Source organism: Halorubrum miltondacostae, assembly GCF_041379815.1.
In the GTDB taxonomy this organism is placed as follows: Archaea; Halobacteriota; Halobacteria; order Halobacteriales; family Haloferacaceae; genus Halorubrum; species Halorubrum miltondacostae.
This window is the reverse complement of sequence record NZ_JBEDNY010000003.1, coordinates 374,410-390,608: the sequence shown is the minus strand read 5'-3', so window position 1 is coordinate 390,608 and position 16,199 is coordinate 374,410. Positions and strand designations below refer to the sequence as shown.

Genomic DNA, 16,199 nt, shown 5'->3' with positions numbered 1-16,199 from the left:
GCGGAGTCCCCAACTCGGCGTATGGTCCCGCCTCTCGCGCTCGACATCGACGGCACCCTGACGACGCCGACCGGCCGGATCGACCCGCGAGCCTTCGAGCTGCTGCCCGCGTGGGACGCGCCGGTGGTGTTCGCCACCGGGAAGGCGTTCCCGTACCCGGTCGCGCTCGCGCACTTCCTCGGCCGCGAAGAGACGGTGATCGCGGAGAACGGCGGCGTCGCGTACGTTGACGGCGAGACGACGATTGTCGGCGACCCGGACGCCGCCGGGGCCGTCGTCGAGGCGTTCCGCGAGCGCGGCGGCGCGATCGGCTGGGGCGACGGCGACACGGTGAACCGCTGGCGCGAGACGGAGGTCGCGGTCGCGCCCGACGCCGACGAGGCGCTCCTCCGCGAGGTCGCCGCGGCCGTCGAGGACGTGGAGGTCGTCGACACCGGCTACGCCTTCCACGTCAAGTCGACGGGGGTGAGCAAGGGGCGGGCGCTCGAACACGTCGCCCCCGCCCTTGGCCTCGACCCCGAGGCGTTCGTCGCGATCGGCGACAGCGAGAACGACGCGTCGACGTTCCGCGTCGCCGGCGAGTCGTACGCGGTCGCCAACGCGGACGCGACGGCCCGCGAGGCGGCCAACGAGGTGGTGGCAGAAGGGTTCATCGACGGAACGGCCTCGGTCCTGACCGAACTACGAGAGCGCGCCGAGTAGGCGGGTACGACGCGGGGTCGACGGTCACTCCCCGCCGTAGGGGTACCGCGCCGTCGCCCCGCACTCGGTACAGCGGACGACCACGCGCCCGGGCCGCGTCCGGACGCGACTCGTCTTGCCGGGCCGGAGGTAGACGCCGCAGTCGTCGCAGGCGCGCCTGGAGAGTTCCGCGGGGATCCCGCAGCGGTTGCGCTCGGCGATCCGGCGGGCGCGGGCGACGTACCCACGGGCGCGGTCGTATTCGTCGTCGACGACCGCCTCGCGAGCGAGGACGAACAGCCGCTCGATCCGCTCCGCCGGGATGCCCATGGCCGTGACGGCGAGCGCGTCGGCAAAAGGGGTTGTTATCCGACGCGACCGCGACCCGCACGCTTTTTTATCGGTCCCACCCAACCGAGCGGTATGAAGGAATCCCTGATGGACGTGATCTGCTGTCCGCTCGACAAGTCGACCCTCGAACTCGACGTCGACGACGAGGCGGACGACGGAGAGGTCCTCGCCGGGACGCTCACCTGTACGGAGTGCGGCGAGACGTACCCCATCGAGGACGGGATCCCGAACCTCCTGCCGCCGGACATGCGCGAAGAGGCGGCGGCGTAAGCGCCGACACGCTGTTCGGCCGGCGGGGATCGACCGACTACCTGGCGGCGGCGCCGCCCGGGGAAACCCCTCGCCCGTGTGAATCTTTTTTTAGTACGGGGTCGTGGTCTCCATCGTGCCGACACTCGACGTCGAACTGAACGGGGAGGCGGTCCACGACATCGACGCGCCGGACTCGTTCGTCACCGACGGGCCGTTTCCGGTCGTGCTCGAGAACACGGGGCGCTCGACGCACGTCCACCTCCACTTCGACGACGACCTGGACCCGGTGACCGCCGTCGACGAGGTCAACCACTTCGTCGCCGACGAGGGGACCCGCCACGTCCACGTCTCGACGGCCGACGTCGACGAGCGCGTCCGCGGCAAGCTGAAGATCGTCACCGGCTACGGGTCGAACACGAGCTACGTCGACGTGCGGATCGACCCCTCCCCCGACACTCCCGAGGAGCCGGTCGCGGTCGACGAGACCTTCTCCGCGCCCCCGGAACGCCCGCCCGACGTGCCGCCCGGTCGCCAGGTGGTGAACGCGCTCGATCGCCTCGTCCGGCGCGGCGGGACCGCGGGCGCGGTCTTCGGGTTCCTCGCCGTCGCCGCCGCGGTTACGGTCGCGCTCGCCGTCGACAGCGCCGTCGTGTGGCTCGCGGTGGGGATCGCACTCATGATCGCGTTCGGCGCGGTGCTGCTCGCGGTGACGTGAGGCGACGCCCGCCCGTCCGGACGCCGTCGTCTCGGTCGGGATCCGCGCGCTTTTAACCGTCCCGGCGGAACGAGACGCCATGAGCTTCGAGAAGGAAGACGAGGTCGTGCTCCACGACAAACACAGCGAGTACGACGGCGAGTCGGGCACGATCACGCAGGTGATGGAGACCATGTTCGGCGACGCGACGTACACGGTCAGCTTCGAGGACGGCCAGGAGACGGGCGTCCCCGAGGACGCGCTCGACGCCGTCGAGAGCGAGGAGTAACGCCGCACCCACTCGTTTCGTATGCCGAAAGTCCCCTTCCACTACGTCGACCTCCGCGCGTTCTCGTACGCCACGGAGGACGTCAAGCGGGTCGAGCAGTCGCTGCGATCTCTCCTCCCCGAGGACGTCGAGCTCGACCGCGTGGAGAACGTGGGGCACCACGGCGACCGGATCGTCGTGCTCTCGGCGCGGGTCGAGACCGCCGACGAGATGCGACACGTGTTGGACCGATTGTCCGAGCTGGAGGACCTCGACCGCGTCCTCGACGAGCTCGACGAGCGCGTCGACGACAACTGCGCGCTGTTCCTCCGGCTCGACAAGCAGGCGGCCTTCCGCGGCGACGTCCGCCTCGGCCCCGGGATCACCGTCCGCACGAAGGTCGAAGCGTACCCGGCGAAGAAGGAGAAGGCCGTCGCGAACGCCCGCGAGACGCTCTCGCGGCTGGCCGACGACGACTGAGCGGCGATACGGCCCCGGCGCGGGGCCTCGACCGCACTCGGCCGGTCGCGTGGCCCGGCCGCACCCGCGGCGTGACTTTTTCACCCGCCCCGTCGATGTCCCGTCATGAGCGATCCGTTCGTGGTCGTCGGGGCCGACGCGGCGGGGTTGAGCGCGGCCAGCAAGTTCCGCCGCGAAGCGCCGGACCGCGAGGTCGTCGTCTTCGAGAAGGGCCGCTGGATCTCGTACGCCTACTGCGGGATGCCGTACTTCATCGCCGGGTACGTCGACCGGATGTCGGACCTCCTGTCGCTGTCGCCGGACGAAGTCGACGAGCGGGGGATCGACCTCCGGCGCGGTCACGAGGTGGTCGCCGTCGACCCCGACGCGAAGCGCGTCACCGTCGAGACGGCAGCAGGCGATCGATTCGAACGGGCGTACGGCGACCTGCTCGTCGCCACAGGGGCGCACGCGACGACCGGTCCCTTCGACGTGCGCGGTCTCGACGGCGCGTTCACGCTTCACGACATGGATGCCGCGGCCGCCATCGACGCGTACGTCGCGGAGCCGGACGCCTACGACCCCGACCGCGCCGACGTGAGCGCGGTCGACCGCGACCGCGTCGAGCGTAACGCGGCGATGCCGGCCCCCGAGACGGCCGCCGTCGTCGGCGGCGGGTACGTCGGCGTCGAGGTCGCCGAGGCGCTCTCGGAGCGCGGGCTCGACGTCCACGTCTTCCACCGGTCCGGGCACCTCCTCTCGCCGTTCGGCGAGGCGGTCGGGAACCGCGTCGAAGAGGCGCTCGAGGCCGAGGGCGTCAGCGTTCACACTGACGCCCCGGTCGAGGCGCTCGTCGGCGACGACCGGATCGAGGCGATCGAGGCCGACGGCGACCGCGTCCCGGTCGACATGGCGGTCGTCGGGGTCGGGATCCGACCGAACACCGACCTGCTCGACGGCACCGGGTTCGACCGCGGGCCGGGCGACGCGATCCGCGTGGACGACCACGGCCGCACCAGCCTCTCGGATGTGTACGCCGCCGGGGACTGCGCGACCGCACGCCACGCGGTGACCGGAGCGCCTGACTGGACGCCGCTCGGCCTCACCGCGAACCGCGCCGGGCGCGCCATCGGCGCGACGGTCGCGGGCGACCCGACACCGGTCGGCGACATCGCGGGGACCGCCGCAGTGAAGGCGTTCGACACGGAGGCCGCCCGCGTCGGGATCCTCGACCCGGATGCCGCCGAAGCGGCCGGGTTCGACCCGGTCCGCGAGACGGTGACCGCGGGGTCGCGCTCCGGCTACTACCCCGGCGCGGCCGAGACCGACGTTACGCTCGTCGCCGACCGCGACACGGGCCGCCTCCTCGGCGGGAGCGTCGTCGGCACCGACCGCGCGGCGATCCGGATCGACACGCTCGCGACCGCGATCGAGGCGGACATGACCGCGCCCGAGGTGGAGCGACTGGACCTCGCGTACGCCCCGCCGTTCAGCCCGGTGTGGGACCCGATCCTGGTCGCGGCGAAGGTGCTGAACGGGAAGCTAGACGGCTGAGCGGCGACGGAGTCCTCACCGAGCGGCGGGAACTCACTCCCGTATCCGCCCGACGAGGAACCCCACCACCGCCGCCGCGAAGCCGACGGCCACGGCGACCGCGGCGGCGAGGGCGAGGGGCGCGGTGACGGTGACGAGGGCCGGGCCGCCGGGGCCGCCCGGGAGCGTGTACGCCGCGGGGCCGAGCGCCCGGAGCAGCGTGCCTGCGAAGGGGCCGTACGCGAGCAGGGCCGTCGGGAGGGCGCCGCCGCCGGTCGCGGCGAAGGCGACAGCCCCAACCGCGGCGACCGCGGCGAGTCCGCCCGCCGTCGCCGCGGGGCCGACGCCCGCCGCGGCGGTGGCATCGAAGACGACGTACGTCAGCGCGAACCCGACCGCGCTCCACACCGTTGCCCGCTCGAAGCCGGTCTCGCCGAGGGCGATCCGGAGCAGCGCCGCGCGCCGGGACGCGGCCGCGGTCCCCTCGGTCGCGCTCGCGTCCGTCATTCCGGTCGCGTCGCGCCCCGCCCCTCGCGGTCGGGGGTGAGGTTGCCGTGTTCGTCGATCTCGCCCGCGACGATCCGCGTCGAGGAGATCCGCTCGCCGTCCTCGGCCGCCACGTGGTCGACGACGACCAGGTCGAGCGGATCGCGCCCGTGCTCGGCGCGGATCTCATTTATCCGCTCGCCGCCGCCCCTCGTCTCGGGCGAGACGATCAGCGCGTCGAACTCCGGTTCGACCGCGATGCCGGTCGGCTCCGTCAGCTCGCGGACCTCGTACTCGCGGTCGTGCGCCTCCGCCAGGGGGGCCAGCTCCGCCTCCAGGTCGCGCTCGCGGCGGTCGTAGGGGCGGACGTAGCGCTCGACGTGCCGGGTCTTCGGCGCGAGCTCGTCGGAGGTGAGCCCGACGGTGACGTCACCCAGCTCGAACGCCCGTTCGAACAGCTTCCGGTGGCCGTCGTGAACGGGATCGAACGTACCCCCAAGCGCGACGTTCATGCCTTTCCGTTGCGCGGGTCGAACTTAAAACGTCCCGAACCGCGACCGCCGCCGTCGCTCAGTTCGTGGGCTCGGCCTCGTCGCCGCCGCTCGGGTCGGCGGCGTCCTCGTCCGCGCCCGCCGCGTCGCCCGCTCCGTGGCTCTCTTCGCCCTCCTCCTCGCTCTGCCCGTCGACGGATATCTGGACGGGCTCGCTGTCGCCGTCGGGCGACTCGCCGCCGAGCCGCCGGTCGAGGTTGAAGACGGCGTTCAGCTCCGCCTGGACGTCGCCGACGACGCCGCGGACCAGGTCGCTCGGCGCGATGGCCTCGTACTCGTAGGGGTTGTTGCCCGCCCCCTCGGCCTTCCGTTTGTCGCGCTCGACGGTGCCCTCGTCGTGGAGCTCGGCGAGCGCCTCGCGGACGGTGCTGGGGTACAGTCCGGTCCCGTCGGCGACCTCGTCGCTGGTGCTGTGGGGGTTGTCCCGGAGGTAGACGTAGATGCGGGCGCGGGTCTCCGTGTCGAGCAGCCACGCGAGCAGGTCGACGACGTTGTCGTCGAACCCCTTCACCGCCCGGTCGGCGCCCTCGCCGAGCCGCTCTCTCGTCTTCCGAAGCTCCTCGCGGGTCCGCTCGGTCGGCGACTCTTCGGGGTCGTCTCCCGGCTCCGACGGTGAATCGTCCGTGGTCATGGCAGAAAGTGGGGGCTACGCGGGCAAAAGGGTTTCTCGTCGCTTTCGTTCCGACGAAACGTCGGCGGGAGACGTATCGAGCGGGCTCGTCGTCCGGCGGGCCCGTCTCCGGTCGTGGGACTGAGCTCCCCCGCAGCGTTCAGGCGTTCAAGACGAGGTCCTCGCGCAGCGCGTCCGCCCCCGACCCCTCGCGGATCCGTCGCTGGCGCGCCGCGCCGCTCTCCGCCTCGTACACCTCGCGGATCCCGTCGATTCCGAGCCGGTCGCACTCGGCGTCGACGACCTCGCCGAGCGGCGTCGTCCCCCCGCCGTCGCGGTCGACGAACGCGGCGTCGTGCCCGCGGCGGATCGCGCGCCACTTGTTCTCGTCCAAGCGCTCGCGACGCAGCGAGGGGACCGACTCGCCGTCCTCGTACCGCTCGGCGTAGTCGACGACCAGCGCGCGGACGTACTCGGCCAGCGCGAGCGTCACGTCGGGGTCGCGCTGCGCGTCGGGTGCGCGGACCTCCACGGTGCCGTGGCCGGTGTGGGGCCGCACGTCGAACCACAGCTCGCCGCGGTCGGCGATGGAGTCGGTCTCGACCATCCGCCGCTCGTACCGCTGGAAGGCGTCGAAGTCCTCGAACGCCGAGGGGATGCCGGTGTTCGGGAGGTTCTCGAACACCTTCGCGCGGGCCGACGCGAGCCCGGTGTCGAACCCGTTCCAGAACGGGGAGTTCGCCGACAGCGCGAGCAGCACCGAGCAGTGCCACCGCAGTCGATTCGCGACCCACACGGCCTTGTCCGCGTCGTCGACGCCCACGTGGACGTGGAGCCCCGCGGTCGTGTTGCGGTGTTGCGGGTACTGGATCCGGTCAAGCTGCGCCTGGTACCGCGGCTTCTGGACGTGGTCGAGCTCGCGCCACTTCGCCGCCGGGTGGAGGCCCGCGGCCGCGATCCGATACCCGTCGGCGGCGGCGTGGTCGACGAGCGCCTCGCGGACCGTCGTGAGCGCGTCTGCGGGGTCGTCGCCGCCCTCGATCAGCTCCGTCTGCGCCTCGATCGTACACTCGAACAGCTCGTGCTCGAACCCCTCCGGCACGGCCGCCGGCGGGTCGCGGCCGTACACCAGGTCGTCGGTCCCGGACGTCGGGCGGCCCTCGGCATCGACGATGTAGAACTCCTCCTCGATGCCGAGCGTCCCCATCCGGGAGAACGCGTCCCGCGAACCGAGTTCCATTACCGCTCCGTACCGGTCGCTCGGTCTTATAAGGATTGGAAGGCGGAAGGTGCGGCGGCGTCCGGGTGCGCGCCCGAAAGCGACCGCATCGTCCGGACCCGCCCCACAAGACACTTGTTCTGTTGAGCGCGGCCCACAGTCATGAACCGACGGTGCTTCGTCGCTGGTCTCCTCTCCGCCGGCGCGGTCTCGTTGGCCGGCTGTGCCGGCGACGATGGCGAATGGGACCCGTCGATCGGGGGCGACACGCCGACGATCTCTCGCGGCGACGAGGCGACTGTCACGGTGGAAGCCACCGACATTGGCGGTTTTACATTCCGTCCGCCCCCGGACGGTATCACCCTCGGACTGAGCGACTCGGAGCGGGATGTCAGCCCGTCGCCGGACTCGGGAGAGGACTCCTATCCGCCCACGTGGTTCTGGTCCGGACGTACCATCGTTACCGTCATGGTCCCGGTCGCGGTCGCCAAGTCCGTCGAAACCGGCGAGTACCAGTACGGAGTCACGGTTTACCCGGACGCTGACTCCGAACGGAGCGTCCGCGAGTCCTTCTCGGTCACCGTCACCGACGGGTGATGCGGTATCTTCTCTCGGTTTCGTACGACGGCATCGACGGCTCCGGACCGTGACCGTCTCTTACCGAGTCAGTACGTAAATCGAACCGGCAGCACCGCGAATCGAGCGGAAAACGAGCCGGCGGCGCGCCGTCGCGCGCGCGATTCTTCCCACCTGATACGGCCCCTGCTCAGCCAAGGACGAACCGGAGTGCCGGGACTCTCTCGACGAGCGCCTGCCCGCCGACCTGAATCTGCTCGATGTATGCGTCGAGGCCGAGGACGCGGCCGGCGCCGAACGCGGCGACGGTGAGGAACACCATCGCGTACACCATCGTCGAGTCGAACAGGGCGAGGAAGTCACCGCTCCACCCGCCGAGGTAGAACAGCGTCATCTGAATCGCCCCGCCCAGCGCGGCCAGGCGGACGAACGCGCCGAGGATCAGCGCCGTGCCGATCAGCAGCTGCGTCGCGGGCACGAACACGTTCGCGAACTCGACGAACCACGGCGTCGACCCCATCGCGGCGTACAAGCCGCTGACCGGGCTCGCCGCGTCGGGCGCGTGGACGAGGTAGCCGCTGGCGTCGAACGGCCACTCGGAGACCTTCCCGAGGCCCGCGAACAGGATCATCCCACCGATGGTCGCCCGGAGCAGGACGATGAACAGCGCCGACAGCGAGTGCGCCTTCCCCAACAGCGTGATTCCGCCGAACTCGTTTGTGGTCTTCGTGGACATAGTGTCTCTCCTCACTTACGGATACGCCGGATACCCCTATAAACCGAGAAGCGAGTTCCCCTGCGATGAGACGGATCCGGCCGGATCCCCTCATCTGCCGGGTCTTTAATTACTACACCCGAACGTCATCGGGTCAGACCGGTTCTCCGGGCTCACCACGCCTCGCCGCTGGCGAGGTCGACCTCGGCGTCCCCCTTCTCGGAGGGGCAGACGTCCGCGAGCACGCAGTCGGCGCAATCGGGGTTGATCGCGGTGCACGTCGCGCGGCCGTGGTCGATCATGAGATGCGTGAACTGCTGCCAGTCGCTCTCGGGGACGACGTCCAGCAGGTCCTGTTCGATCGCCTCGGGCCGCTCCTCCTCGGTGACCCCGAGCCGCCGGGTGAGCCGCTGGACGTGGGTGTCGACGACGATCCCCTCGACCACGTCGTGGCCGTGCTGAAGGACGACGTTCGCGGTCTTGCGACCGACGCCCGCGAGGTCCGTCAGCTCGGACATCGTGTCCGGCACCTCGCCGTCGTGCTCGTCTGCGATGTCCGCGCACGCGGAGCGGATGTATTTCGCCTTGTTGTTGTAGTAGGTGATCGAGTTTATCTCCTCGGCCATCTCCTCTTGGGGCGCGTTCGCGTACTCCTCGGGGGTCCCGTACGTCTCGAACAGGTCGGCGCACACCTTGTTCACGCGCTCGTCCGTACACTGCGCGGAGAGGATCACCGCGATGAGCAGCTCCAGCCGGTTGGAGTAGTTGAGAGAAATGGTCGAGTCGGGGTACTCCTCGTACAGCCGGTCTAGTACCTCGGCGACCTGCTCCGCACGCGGGTCGAGTGGCGTTCCCATACCAGTCCCTCCGTCCGGGCGACATTGAACGATCCGACTGCGACCCCTCGTCGGGGTCCGGAGGCGCTCGGCCGCTCGGCCGCGCGTCGAACCGACCGAGAGAACCTTCCGCTGCGCCGTAGGAACTGCCCGGCTATCACGAACTCCGAACGAAGTGAACGGCTGCGCCGGTGACGGCGGCAGCGATGAAACAGCCGAACCCGTAGATGAACGCGATCGAGAAGAACGGCCCCAACCCCTGTGTCAGTACCGCCGGGTTCCCCGTGTCGATCGCGATGCGGACACCGCTCCCGAGCCCGAAGACCGCCGCGAACACGACGGCGGTGAGCACGCCGGCCTTCGCGCTGTCGAGTATCGATCCCGCGAGATCGGCGCTCCCCAAGCCGACGGCACCGCCCGCCGCCGCCCCCCCGAGCGCCCACCCGTCCGGACCGATGAACACCCCGCCGATCAGTCCGACGGCCGAACCGACTACGACGCCCACGGCGGCGGGTTTGGTGAGAAGTCGCATAGGGGGACATGAGGCCTGCGTTTCTTATATCCCAGTGACGGGTCCAACTCAGGAGTGGGGAGAAACACCGATTGAGGCACACGAGTCAGCTCCGTCGAGCGTATCCGAACGGATCGTCTCTCCCGTCGAGAACGTCGACGGAGCCACCGAGTAGTAAGACAGTTACCACGCGGCGCGCTGGTGAGCGTATGGACGTACTCGACGTCGCGGCGCGCGCGACCGAGACCGGACCGGTCTGCGACGCCTGCCTCGGCCGGCTCGTCGCCGACCGGAGCTTCGGGCTGTCGAACGCCGACCGCGGCTCGGCGCTCCGGGTGTCGCTCGCGCTGCGCGACGACGAGGACCACGAGCCGGTCGACACCGCGGACTGCTGGGTGTGCGAGGGGCGCTGCGCCGCCTTCGACGAGTGGGCGGACCGCGCCGCCGAGGCGGTCGAAGGGGTCGAGTTCGCCACCTACAACGTCGGGACGCGCCCGCCGCCGCTGATCGAGGAGAACGAGGCGCTGCTCCGCGCGGACGCCGGCCTCGACGAGGACGCGGGCGAGCCGTTCAAATCGGAGTTCAACCGCGAGGTCGGCAAGCGGTTCGGGCGGCTCACGGGGGCGGAGGTCTCCTTCGACCGACCCGACGTCCAGTTCACGATCGACCTGGCCGAAGACGAGATCGACGCGAAGGTGAACTCCACGTTCGTCTACGGCCGGTACAGGAAGCTGGAGCGCGACATCCCGCAGACCGAGTGGCCCTGTCGGGAGTGTAAGGGCTCCGGGCGGCAGGGGGCCGACCCCTGCGACCACTGCGACGGCTCCGGTTACCTCTACGACGACAGCGTCGAGGAGTACACCGCGCCGGTCGTCGAGGACGTGATGGACGGGACGGAGGCGACGTTCCACGGCGCGGGCCGCGAGGACGTCGACGCGCTCATGCTCGGCACCGGCCGCCCGTTCGTGGTCGAGATCGAGGAACCGCGCCGCCGCCGGGTCGACACCGATCGCCTCCAGGCGGACATCAACGCCTTCGCCGACGGCGCGGTCGAGGTCGAGGGGCTGCGGCTCGCGACCTACGAGATGGTCGAGCGCGTGAAGGGTCACGACGCGGCCAAGCGTTACCGCGCCGCGGTGACGTTCGACGCCGACGTCGAAGCCGACGCCCTTGCGGACGCGATCGCCACGTTGGAGGGAGCGACCGTCGAGCAGTACACGCCGAACCGTGTCGACCACCGGCGCGCGAGCATGACCCGCGAGCGCGACGTGTACGAGTCGACCGCCGAGCTCGACGACCCGCGTCACGCGACCGTCGAGATACGCGGCGAGGGTGGCCTCTACATTAAGGAGCTGATCTCCGGCGACGAGGGGCGGACCGAGCCGAGCCTCGCCGGACTCCTCGGCGTCGGGGCCGAGGTGACCGCGCTTGACGTCCTCGCGGTGGAGGGCGAGGCGGAGCCGTTCGAGCGCGACGAGTTCTTCCGGGAGTGACGCCGCGCGAGCCCTCTGCCGAGGTCTCACCGCGCCGCACAGGCCCTGGTGCGGACGCGGAACCAACGGGATTTATCTGACGAGCGTCAGACACACAACCATGGATGGGAGCGACGTAGACGGTGGAAAACCCCGAGATGGCGGTAGCCGAAACGGCGGCGCGCACGGCAAATCGGGCGGCGCGACCGCCGCCGGTCGGGCGGGATCGCCCGCGGTCGGCGACTCCGTCGTCCGGCCCGCGGTCGACGACGCGAGCGGCGTCCCGGCCGCGGCCGACGTGTCGCTGAACGGCGCCGACCGCGCGGAGCGACCCGACCGGGTCTCGTCGGTCCTCGTCGCTGTCGGTCCGGGGCCGCACTCCGGGGCCACCGTCGACGTCGCCCGGGAGATCGCGGCGGCGACCGACGCCTGGCTCGAACTGTTCCACGTCGTCCCTTCGGACGCGGCGCTCGCCGACGCAGCGCCCGACGACGACGCCTCCGGGACCGTCGCCCCCGTCGACGCCGCCGACACCGATTACGCCGCCGCCGGGGAGCGACTCCTCGACGCCGCCGAGGACCGGCTCGGCGGGTTCGACCGCGCCGACCGGTGGCTCGTCGAGGACCGGACCGCCGCCGGCGCGATCGTCGAGCAGTCGGCGTACTACGACCTCGTCGTCGTGGGGGCGCCGACGACGGGGACCGTCGGCCGGTTCGTCTTCGGATCGACGACAGACACGGTGGTCGGCGACGCCGAGGTCCCCGTCGTCGTCGTCGAGGCCGACGGGTCGACCGCGCTCGACGCGGCGTAGGGCCGGTCGCTCCCGCCATCGCTCTCGCTTCCGCTTCCGTGCCGCATCGATTCCACCGCCGTTCGGCCTTCCGTTCGCCGCCGTTCCGCCTCCCGTCCGACCCTGTTCCGGCTGCGTTTTTGTCGTTTGCTACCACTCCACACCTCGGCGACAGCGTTAAAACAGTGTACACACTTGTACATCACAACGCGGAATACTACATCGGTGGACACAATGAATCTCAACGACACGGTCGAGCGCGTGACGGACGGGGAGGATCTGACCGTAGCGGAGGCGCGCGAGGCCGCGCGGCTCGTCTTCGAGGACGCGACCGAGGCGCAGATCGGGGCGCTCCTCGCCGCGCTCCGCGCGAAGGGCGAGACCGAGGCCGAGATCGCCGGCTTCGCGCAGGGGATGCGCGACGCGGCGCGGACGATCGAGCCCGACCGCGAGCCGCTCGTCGACACCTGCGGCACCGGCGGCGACGACCACGACACGATCAACGTGTCGACGACCGCGGCCGTCGTCGCCGCGGGCGCCGGCGTACCGATCGCCAAGCACGGCAACTACTCGGTCTCCTCCTCGTCGGGGAGCGCGGACGTGCTGGAGGTCGCGGGGGCCGACGTCGAGGCCGAGCCGCCGGCCGTCGAGGACGCGATCGAGCGGGACGGGATCGGCTTCATGCTCGCGCCCGTCTTCCACCCGGCGATGAAGGCGGTCATCGGCCCGCGCAAGGAGCTCGGGATGCGGACCATCTTCAACGTCCTCGGCCCGCTCACCAACCCCGCCGGCGCGGACGCGCAGGTGCTCGGCGTGTACGACCCCGACCTCGTCCCCGTCATCGCGCGGTCGCTGGCGCACATGCCCGTCGACCGCGCCCTCGTCGTCCACGGCGCGGGCATGGACGAGATCGGGATCCACTCGGAGACGGTCGCGGCCGAGGTCGACGGGGAAGACGTGACGGAGTTCACTATCTCGCCCGCTGACCTCGGCCTCGACCGCGCGCCGATCGAGGCGGTCGCGGGCGGCACGCCAGAAGAGAACGCCGCGGACCTGCGCGGGATCGTCGACGGCTCCGTGACGGGCCCGAAGCGCGACCTGATCCTGGCGAACGCGGGCGCCGCAATCTACGTCGCCGGCGAGGCCGACACGCTCGCGGCCGGCGTCGAGCGCGCGGCCGAGGCGATCGACTCCGGCGCGGCCGCGGAGAAGTTCGCGGCGCTCTGCGGCGACGACGGCCCCGCGGAGGGGGCGGAGGCGGCGACCGCGGAGGACGACGACTGATGGCGCGGGTGAAGATCTGCGGGATCACCCAAGAGGCAGACCTGCGCGCCGCGGTCGACGCGGGCGCGGACGCCGTCGGCGTGATCTCGGAGGTGCCGGTCGACTCCCCGCGCGAGGTCGACCCGGCAGCGGCGGCGGAGCTGCTCGCGGACGTGCCCGCGTTCGTCACCGCGACGCTCGTGACGATGCCCGACTCCGCCGAGCGCGCGGTCGAGCTGGCCCGCACGACCGCCCCCGACGCGATCCAGCTCCACGGCGAGTGGACCGGCGACGAGCTCCGCTACATCCGGGCGGAGACTGAGCGCAAGGTGCTGCTCACGGTCGACGCCGACGATCAGGCCCGCGCGGAGGAGTTCGACGGCGCGGTCGACGCCTTCGTCGTCGACTCCACCGACGACTCCGGCGCGGGCGGCACCGGCGAGACGCACGACTGGCGCGCGACCGGCGAGCTCGCCGCCCAGCTCACGACGCCGGTCGTGCTGGCGGGCGGGCTGACGGCCGACAACGTCGCCGAGGCGGTCCGCGTCGCCGACCCCTTCGCGGTCGACGTCGCCTCGGGCGTCGAGATCGAGGGCGGCCGGAAGGACCACAACGCCGTAGCCCGCTTCGTCGCCAACGCGGGCCGGGAGATGGAACTGCTATGACCGACGCAGGTCCCCCACTCGACCGGTCGAAGGCCGAGTTCGTCGATCTCGCCGCCGACGCCGAGAAGCCCGTCGTCGTCCGTGCGTCGGCCTCGCTCGACGCGGACGTCACCCCGCTGGGCGCGTACGCGACCCTCGTCGGCGACAGCCCGTACGGGTTCCTCCTGGAGTCCGGCGAGAAGGTCGCCTCCAGCGACCCCGACGGCGCGTTCACGAACGGCGGAAAGGCGGACCGGCACGCCCGCTACTCGTTCGTCGGCTACGACCCGGAGGCCGTCGTCTCCGTCCACCCCGACCGCACCGAGGTGACCGCGCTCGGCCCGGCCGCCGAGTTCGTCGGCGACGGGAGCGACGGCGATGCGGGGACTGCGACCACCTCGCCCGGCCTCGGTCCTGGCGCCGGCGACGCGGTCGACCGCGTCCGCGCGGCGTTCCCCGACGTGCGCCTCCGCGGGTTCCCCGACACCGACCGCCAGATCCTCTCGGGCGGGTTCGTCGGGTTCCTCGCGTACGAGGCGGTCTACGACCTCTGGTTGGAGGAGGTCGGCGTCGACTGCCCCGAGACCGAGTTCCCGGACGCCGAGTTCGCGCTCACGACCCGGACCGTCGTCTTCGACGAGCGGGAGGGGAGCGTCGAGCTCGTGTTTACGCCGGTGATCGGCACCGACGACGACCCCGCGGCGGTGTACGACGACCTCGTCGCGGAGGCCGAGCGCGTCGCGGCCGAACTGCGCGAGGCCGCGCCGCCCGACCCGGCCGGCGTGCGCGTCGCCGAGGAGTCCGCGGACCCGCGCGAGGAGTACGAAGAGGCCGTCCGGACCGCCAAGCGCCACGTCCTCGACGGCGACATCTACCAGGGCGTGATCTCGCGCAGCCGCGAGCTCCGCGGCGAGGTCGACTCGCTCGGGCTGTACGCGGCGCTCCGCGACGTGAACCCCTCGCCGTACATGTACGTGCTGCGCCACGACGACCGGACCGTCGTCGGCGCCAGCCCGGAGACGCTCGTCTCCGTTCAGGGCGACCGCGTCGTCTCGAACCCGATCGCGGGCACCTGTCCGCGCGGGACGAGCCCGGTCGAGGACCGCCGGCTTGCGGGGGAGATGCTCGCCGACGGGAAGGAGCGCGCCGAGCACACGATGCTCGTCGACCTCGCGCGCAATGACGTGCGGCGCGTCTCGGAGCCCGGCTCCGTCCGCGTCGAGGAGTTCATGAACGTGCTGAAGTACAGCCACGTCCAGCACATCGAGTCGACCGTGACGGGGACGCTCGCGGCCGACGCGGACGCCTTCGACGCGACGCGCGCGACGTTCCCCGCGGGGACGCTCACCGGCGCGCCGAAGGTGCGCGCGATGGAGATCATCGACGACTTAGAGACGACGCCGCGGGAGGCGTACGGCGGCGGAGTCGGCTACTACTCGTGGACCGGCGACGCCGACTTCGCGATCGTGATCCGCACCGCGACCCTCGACGAGTCGGGCGAGGAGTCGGTCGTCGGCGTGCGGGCGGGCGCGGGGCTCGTCGCCGACTCCGACCCAGCCGCGGAGTACGAGGAAACAGAGCAGAAGATGGACGGCGTGTTGACCGCGATCGACCGGATCCGGGAGGGCGAGGAGAGCGATGCGGAAGACGATGACGCGAACCCGATCGCCACCGGCTCGGAGGCGGAGCGATGAACGTCGTCGTCGTCGACAACTTCGACTCGTTCACCTACAACCTCGTCGAGTACGTCTCCGACCAGACGATCGACGGCGAGCCGGTCGGCGTCGACGTGTTCAAGAACACCGCCTCGCTCGCGGAAATCGAGGGCGCGGAGCCGGACGCGGTGATCGTCAGCCCCGGGCCGGGCCACCCGAAGAACGAGCGCGACGTGGGCGTGACGATGCCGGTGTTGCGCGACCTCTCGCCGACGGTCCCGACGCTCGGCGTGTGCCTCGGCCTGGAGGCCGCCGTCCACGAGTACGGCGGGACCGTCGGGCACGCGCCCGAACCGGTCCACGGCAAGGCATTCCCCGTCGACCACGACGGGGAGGGCGTGTTCCGCGGGCTCGATCAGGGGTTCCGGGCCGGCCGCTACCACTCGCTCGCGGCGACGGAGATCCCCGACGAGTTCGCGGTATCGGCCACCACGGACCATGACGGCGAGTCGATCGTGATGGGGATCCGCCACCGCGAGCACCCGATCGAGGCGGTCCAGTTCCACCCCGAGAGCGTGCTGACCGGGTCGGGCCACGACCTCATCCGCAACTTCCTCACCGCCGTCTGACTCC

Annotated in this window: 21 protein-coding genes; 13 read left to right on the top strand and 8 right to left on the bottom strand. The window is 71.3% G+C overall.

Annotated elements, in window-relative coordinates; all coding sequences use genetic code 11:
* Positions 1-21 precede the first annotated feature (21 nt).
* Entirely contained in the window at positions 22-702 is a 681-nt protein-coding gene (locus tag ABNG04_RS11035; protein WP_371162470.1) for an HAD-IIB family hydrolase, read from the top strand.
* A 24-nt stretch (positions 703-726) separates the two neighbouring features.
* Here ABNG04_RS11035 and ABNG04_RS11030 read toward each other — a convergent pair whose 3' ends face one another.
* Positions 727-1,011, bottom strand: a complete 285-nt coding sequence (locus tag ABNG04_RS11030) for a ribonuclease P protein component 4 (protein ID WP_371162469.1) — start codon at positions 1,009-1,011, stop codon at positions 727-729.
* Positions 1,012-1,104: 93 nt separating this feature from the next.
* Between ABNG04_RS11030 and ABNG04_RS11025 the strand changes: the two genes are divergently transcribed.
* From ABNG04_RS11025 to ABNG04_RS11005, 5 genes are all read left to right on the top strand, one after another.
* Positions 1,105-1,302 carry a methytransferase partner Trm112 gene (locus ABNG04_RS11025; RefSeq protein ID WP_297887499.1) on the top strand — a complete coding sequence of 66 codons (198 nt, stop codon included), beginning with the start codon at positions 1,105-1,107 and terminating at the stop codon, positions 1,300-1,302.
* 115 nt (positions 1,303-1,417) lie between these two features.
* Positions 1,418-1,999, top strand: coding sequence for a DUF7524 family protein (locus ABNG04_RS11020; protein WP_371162468.1), 582 nt, complete (start codon positions 1,418-1,420; stop codon positions 1,997-1,999).
* A 79-nt stretch (positions 2,000-2,078) separates the two neighbouring features.
* On the top strand, positions 2,079-2,267 hold the full coding sequence (locus ABNG04_RS11015) for a hypothetical protein (protein WP_006113388.1): 189 nt from the start codon (positions 2,079-2,081) through the stop codon (positions 2,265-2,267).
* 21 nt (positions 2,268-2,288) lie between these two features.
* A complete protein-coding gene (locus ABNG04_RS11010; RefSeq protein ID WP_371162467.1) occupies positions 2,289-2,726 on the top strand; it encodes an RNA-binding protein in 438 nt (145 codons plus the stop codon).
* Between the two features lie 105 nt (positions 2,727-2,831).
* The gene (locus ABNG04_RS11005; protein WP_371162466.1) at positions 2,832-4,259 is read left to right on the top strand and encodes an FAD-dependent oxidoreductase; all 1,428 of its coding nucleotides are present in this window, start codon (positions 2,832-2,834) and stop codon (positions 4,257-4,259) included.
* A gap of 33 nt (positions 4,260-4,292) precedes the next feature.
* Here the strand turns inward: ABNG04_RS11005 and ABNG04_RS11000 are convergent, their stop codons facing one another.
* The 4 genes from ABNG04_RS11000 to ABNG04_RS10985 all read right to left on the bottom strand — a co-directional run bounded on the left by ABNG04_RS11000 (position 4,293) and on the right by ABNG04_RS10985 (position 7,125).
* Positions 4,293-4,745 (bottom strand): hypothetical protein, encoded by a 453-nt coding sequence (locus ABNG04_RS11000; RefSeq protein WP_371162465.1) that lies wholly within the window; start codon positions 4,743-4,745, stop codon positions 4,293-4,295.
* Positions 4,742-5,236: a phosphopantetheine adenylyltransferase gene (locus ABNG04_RS10995; protein WP_371162464.1), complete on the bottom strand. Its 495-nt coding sequence runs from the start codon at positions 5,234-5,236 to the stop codon at positions 4,742-4,744. Before ABNG04_RS10995 ends, ABNG04_RS11000 begins: the two co-directional genes overlap by 4 nt.
* A 58-nt stretch (positions 5,237-5,294) precedes the next feature.
* Positions 5,295-5,906 (bottom strand): helix-turn-helix domain-containing protein, encoded by a 612-nt coding sequence (locus ABNG04_RS10990; RefSeq protein ID WP_371162463.1) that lies wholly within the window; start codon positions 5,904-5,906, stop codon positions 5,295-5,297.
* Positions 5,907-6,045: 139 nt separating this feature from the next.
* Entirely contained in the window at positions 6,046-7,125 is a 1,080-nt protein-coding gene (locus tag ABNG04_RS10985; protein ID WP_371162462.1) for a glutamate--cysteine ligase, read from the bottom strand.
* Positions 7,126-7,266: 141 nt separating this feature from the next.
* Between ABNG04_RS10985 and ABNG04_RS10980 the strand changes: the two genes are divergently transcribed.
* A complete protein-coding gene (locus ABNG04_RS10980) occupies positions 7,267-7,701 on the top strand; it encodes a COG1361 family protein (protein WP_371162461.1) in 435 nt (144 codons plus the stop codon).
* A 169-nt stretch (positions 7,702-7,870) separates the two neighbouring features.
* Here the strand turns inward: ABNG04_RS10980 and ABNG04_RS10975 are convergent, their stop codons facing one another.
* From ABNG04_RS10975 to ABNG04_RS10965, 3 genes are all read right to left on the bottom strand, one after another.
* Positions 7,871-8,416, bottom strand: coding sequence for a DoxX family protein (locus ABNG04_RS10975; protein WP_371162460.1), 546 nt, complete (start codon positions 8,414-8,416; stop codon positions 7,871-7,873).
* A 152-nt stretch (positions 8,417-8,568) separates the two neighbouring features.
* Positions 8,569-9,252, bottom strand: coding sequence for an endonuclease III (gene nth / locus ABNG04_RS10970; RefSeq protein WP_371162459.1), 684 nt, complete (start codon positions 9,250-9,252; stop codon positions 8,569-8,571).
* Positions 9,253-9,388: 136 nt separating this feature from the next.
* Positions 9,389-9,763 carry a hypothetical protein gene (locus ABNG04_RS10965; protein ID WP_371162458.1) on the bottom strand — a complete coding sequence of 125 codons (375 nt, stop codon included), beginning with the start codon at positions 9,761-9,763 and terminating at the stop codon, positions 9,389-9,391.
* A 188-nt stretch (positions 9,764-9,951) separates the two neighbouring features.
* Between ABNG04_RS10965 and ABNG04_RS10960 the strand changes: the two genes are divergently transcribed.
* The 6 genes from ABNG04_RS10960 to trpG all read left to right on the top strand — a co-directional run bounded on the left by ABNG04_RS10960 (position 9,952) and on the right by trpG (position 16,195).
* Positions 9,952-11,235 (top strand): tRNA pseudouridine(54/55) synthase Pus10, encoded by a 1,284-nt coding sequence (locus ABNG04_RS10960; protein WP_371162457.1) that lies wholly within the window; start codon positions 9,952-9,954, stop codon positions 11,233-11,235.
* 100 nt (positions 11,236-11,335) lie between these two features.
* Complete coding sequence (locus tag ABNG04_RS10955) at positions 11,336-12,025, top strand: universal stress protein (protein ID WP_371162456.1); 690 nt, start codon at positions 11,336-11,338, stop codon at positions 12,023-12,025.
* Between the two features lie 213 nt (positions 12,026-12,238).
* Entirely contained in the window at positions 12,239-13,288 is a 1,050-nt protein-coding gene (gene trpD / locus ABNG04_RS10950) for an anthranilate phosphoribosyltransferase (RefSeq protein WP_371162455.1), read from the top strand.
* On the top strand, positions 13,288-13,932 hold the full coding sequence (locus ABNG04_RS10945) for a phosphoribosylanthranilate isomerase (RefSeq protein ID WP_371162454.1): 645 nt from the start codon (positions 13,288-13,290) through the stop codon (positions 13,930-13,932). The genes trpD and ABNG04_RS10945 overlap by 1 nt, the downstream gene beginning before the upstream one ends.
* Positions 13,929-15,605, top strand: coding sequence for an anthranilate synthase component I (trpE, locus tag ABNG04_RS10940; protein WP_371162453.1), 1,677 nt, complete (start codon positions 13,929-13,931; stop codon positions 15,603-15,605). The genes ABNG04_RS10945 and trpE overlap by 4 nt, the downstream gene beginning before the upstream one ends.
* Entirely contained in the window at positions 15,602-16,195 is a 594-nt protein-coding gene (gene trpG, locus ABNG04_RS10935; RefSeq protein WP_371162452.1) for an anthranilate synthase component II, read from the top strand. Before trpE ends, trpG begins: the two co-directional genes overlap by 4 nt.
* The last annotated feature ends 4 nt before the right edge of the window (positions 16,196-16,199 follow it).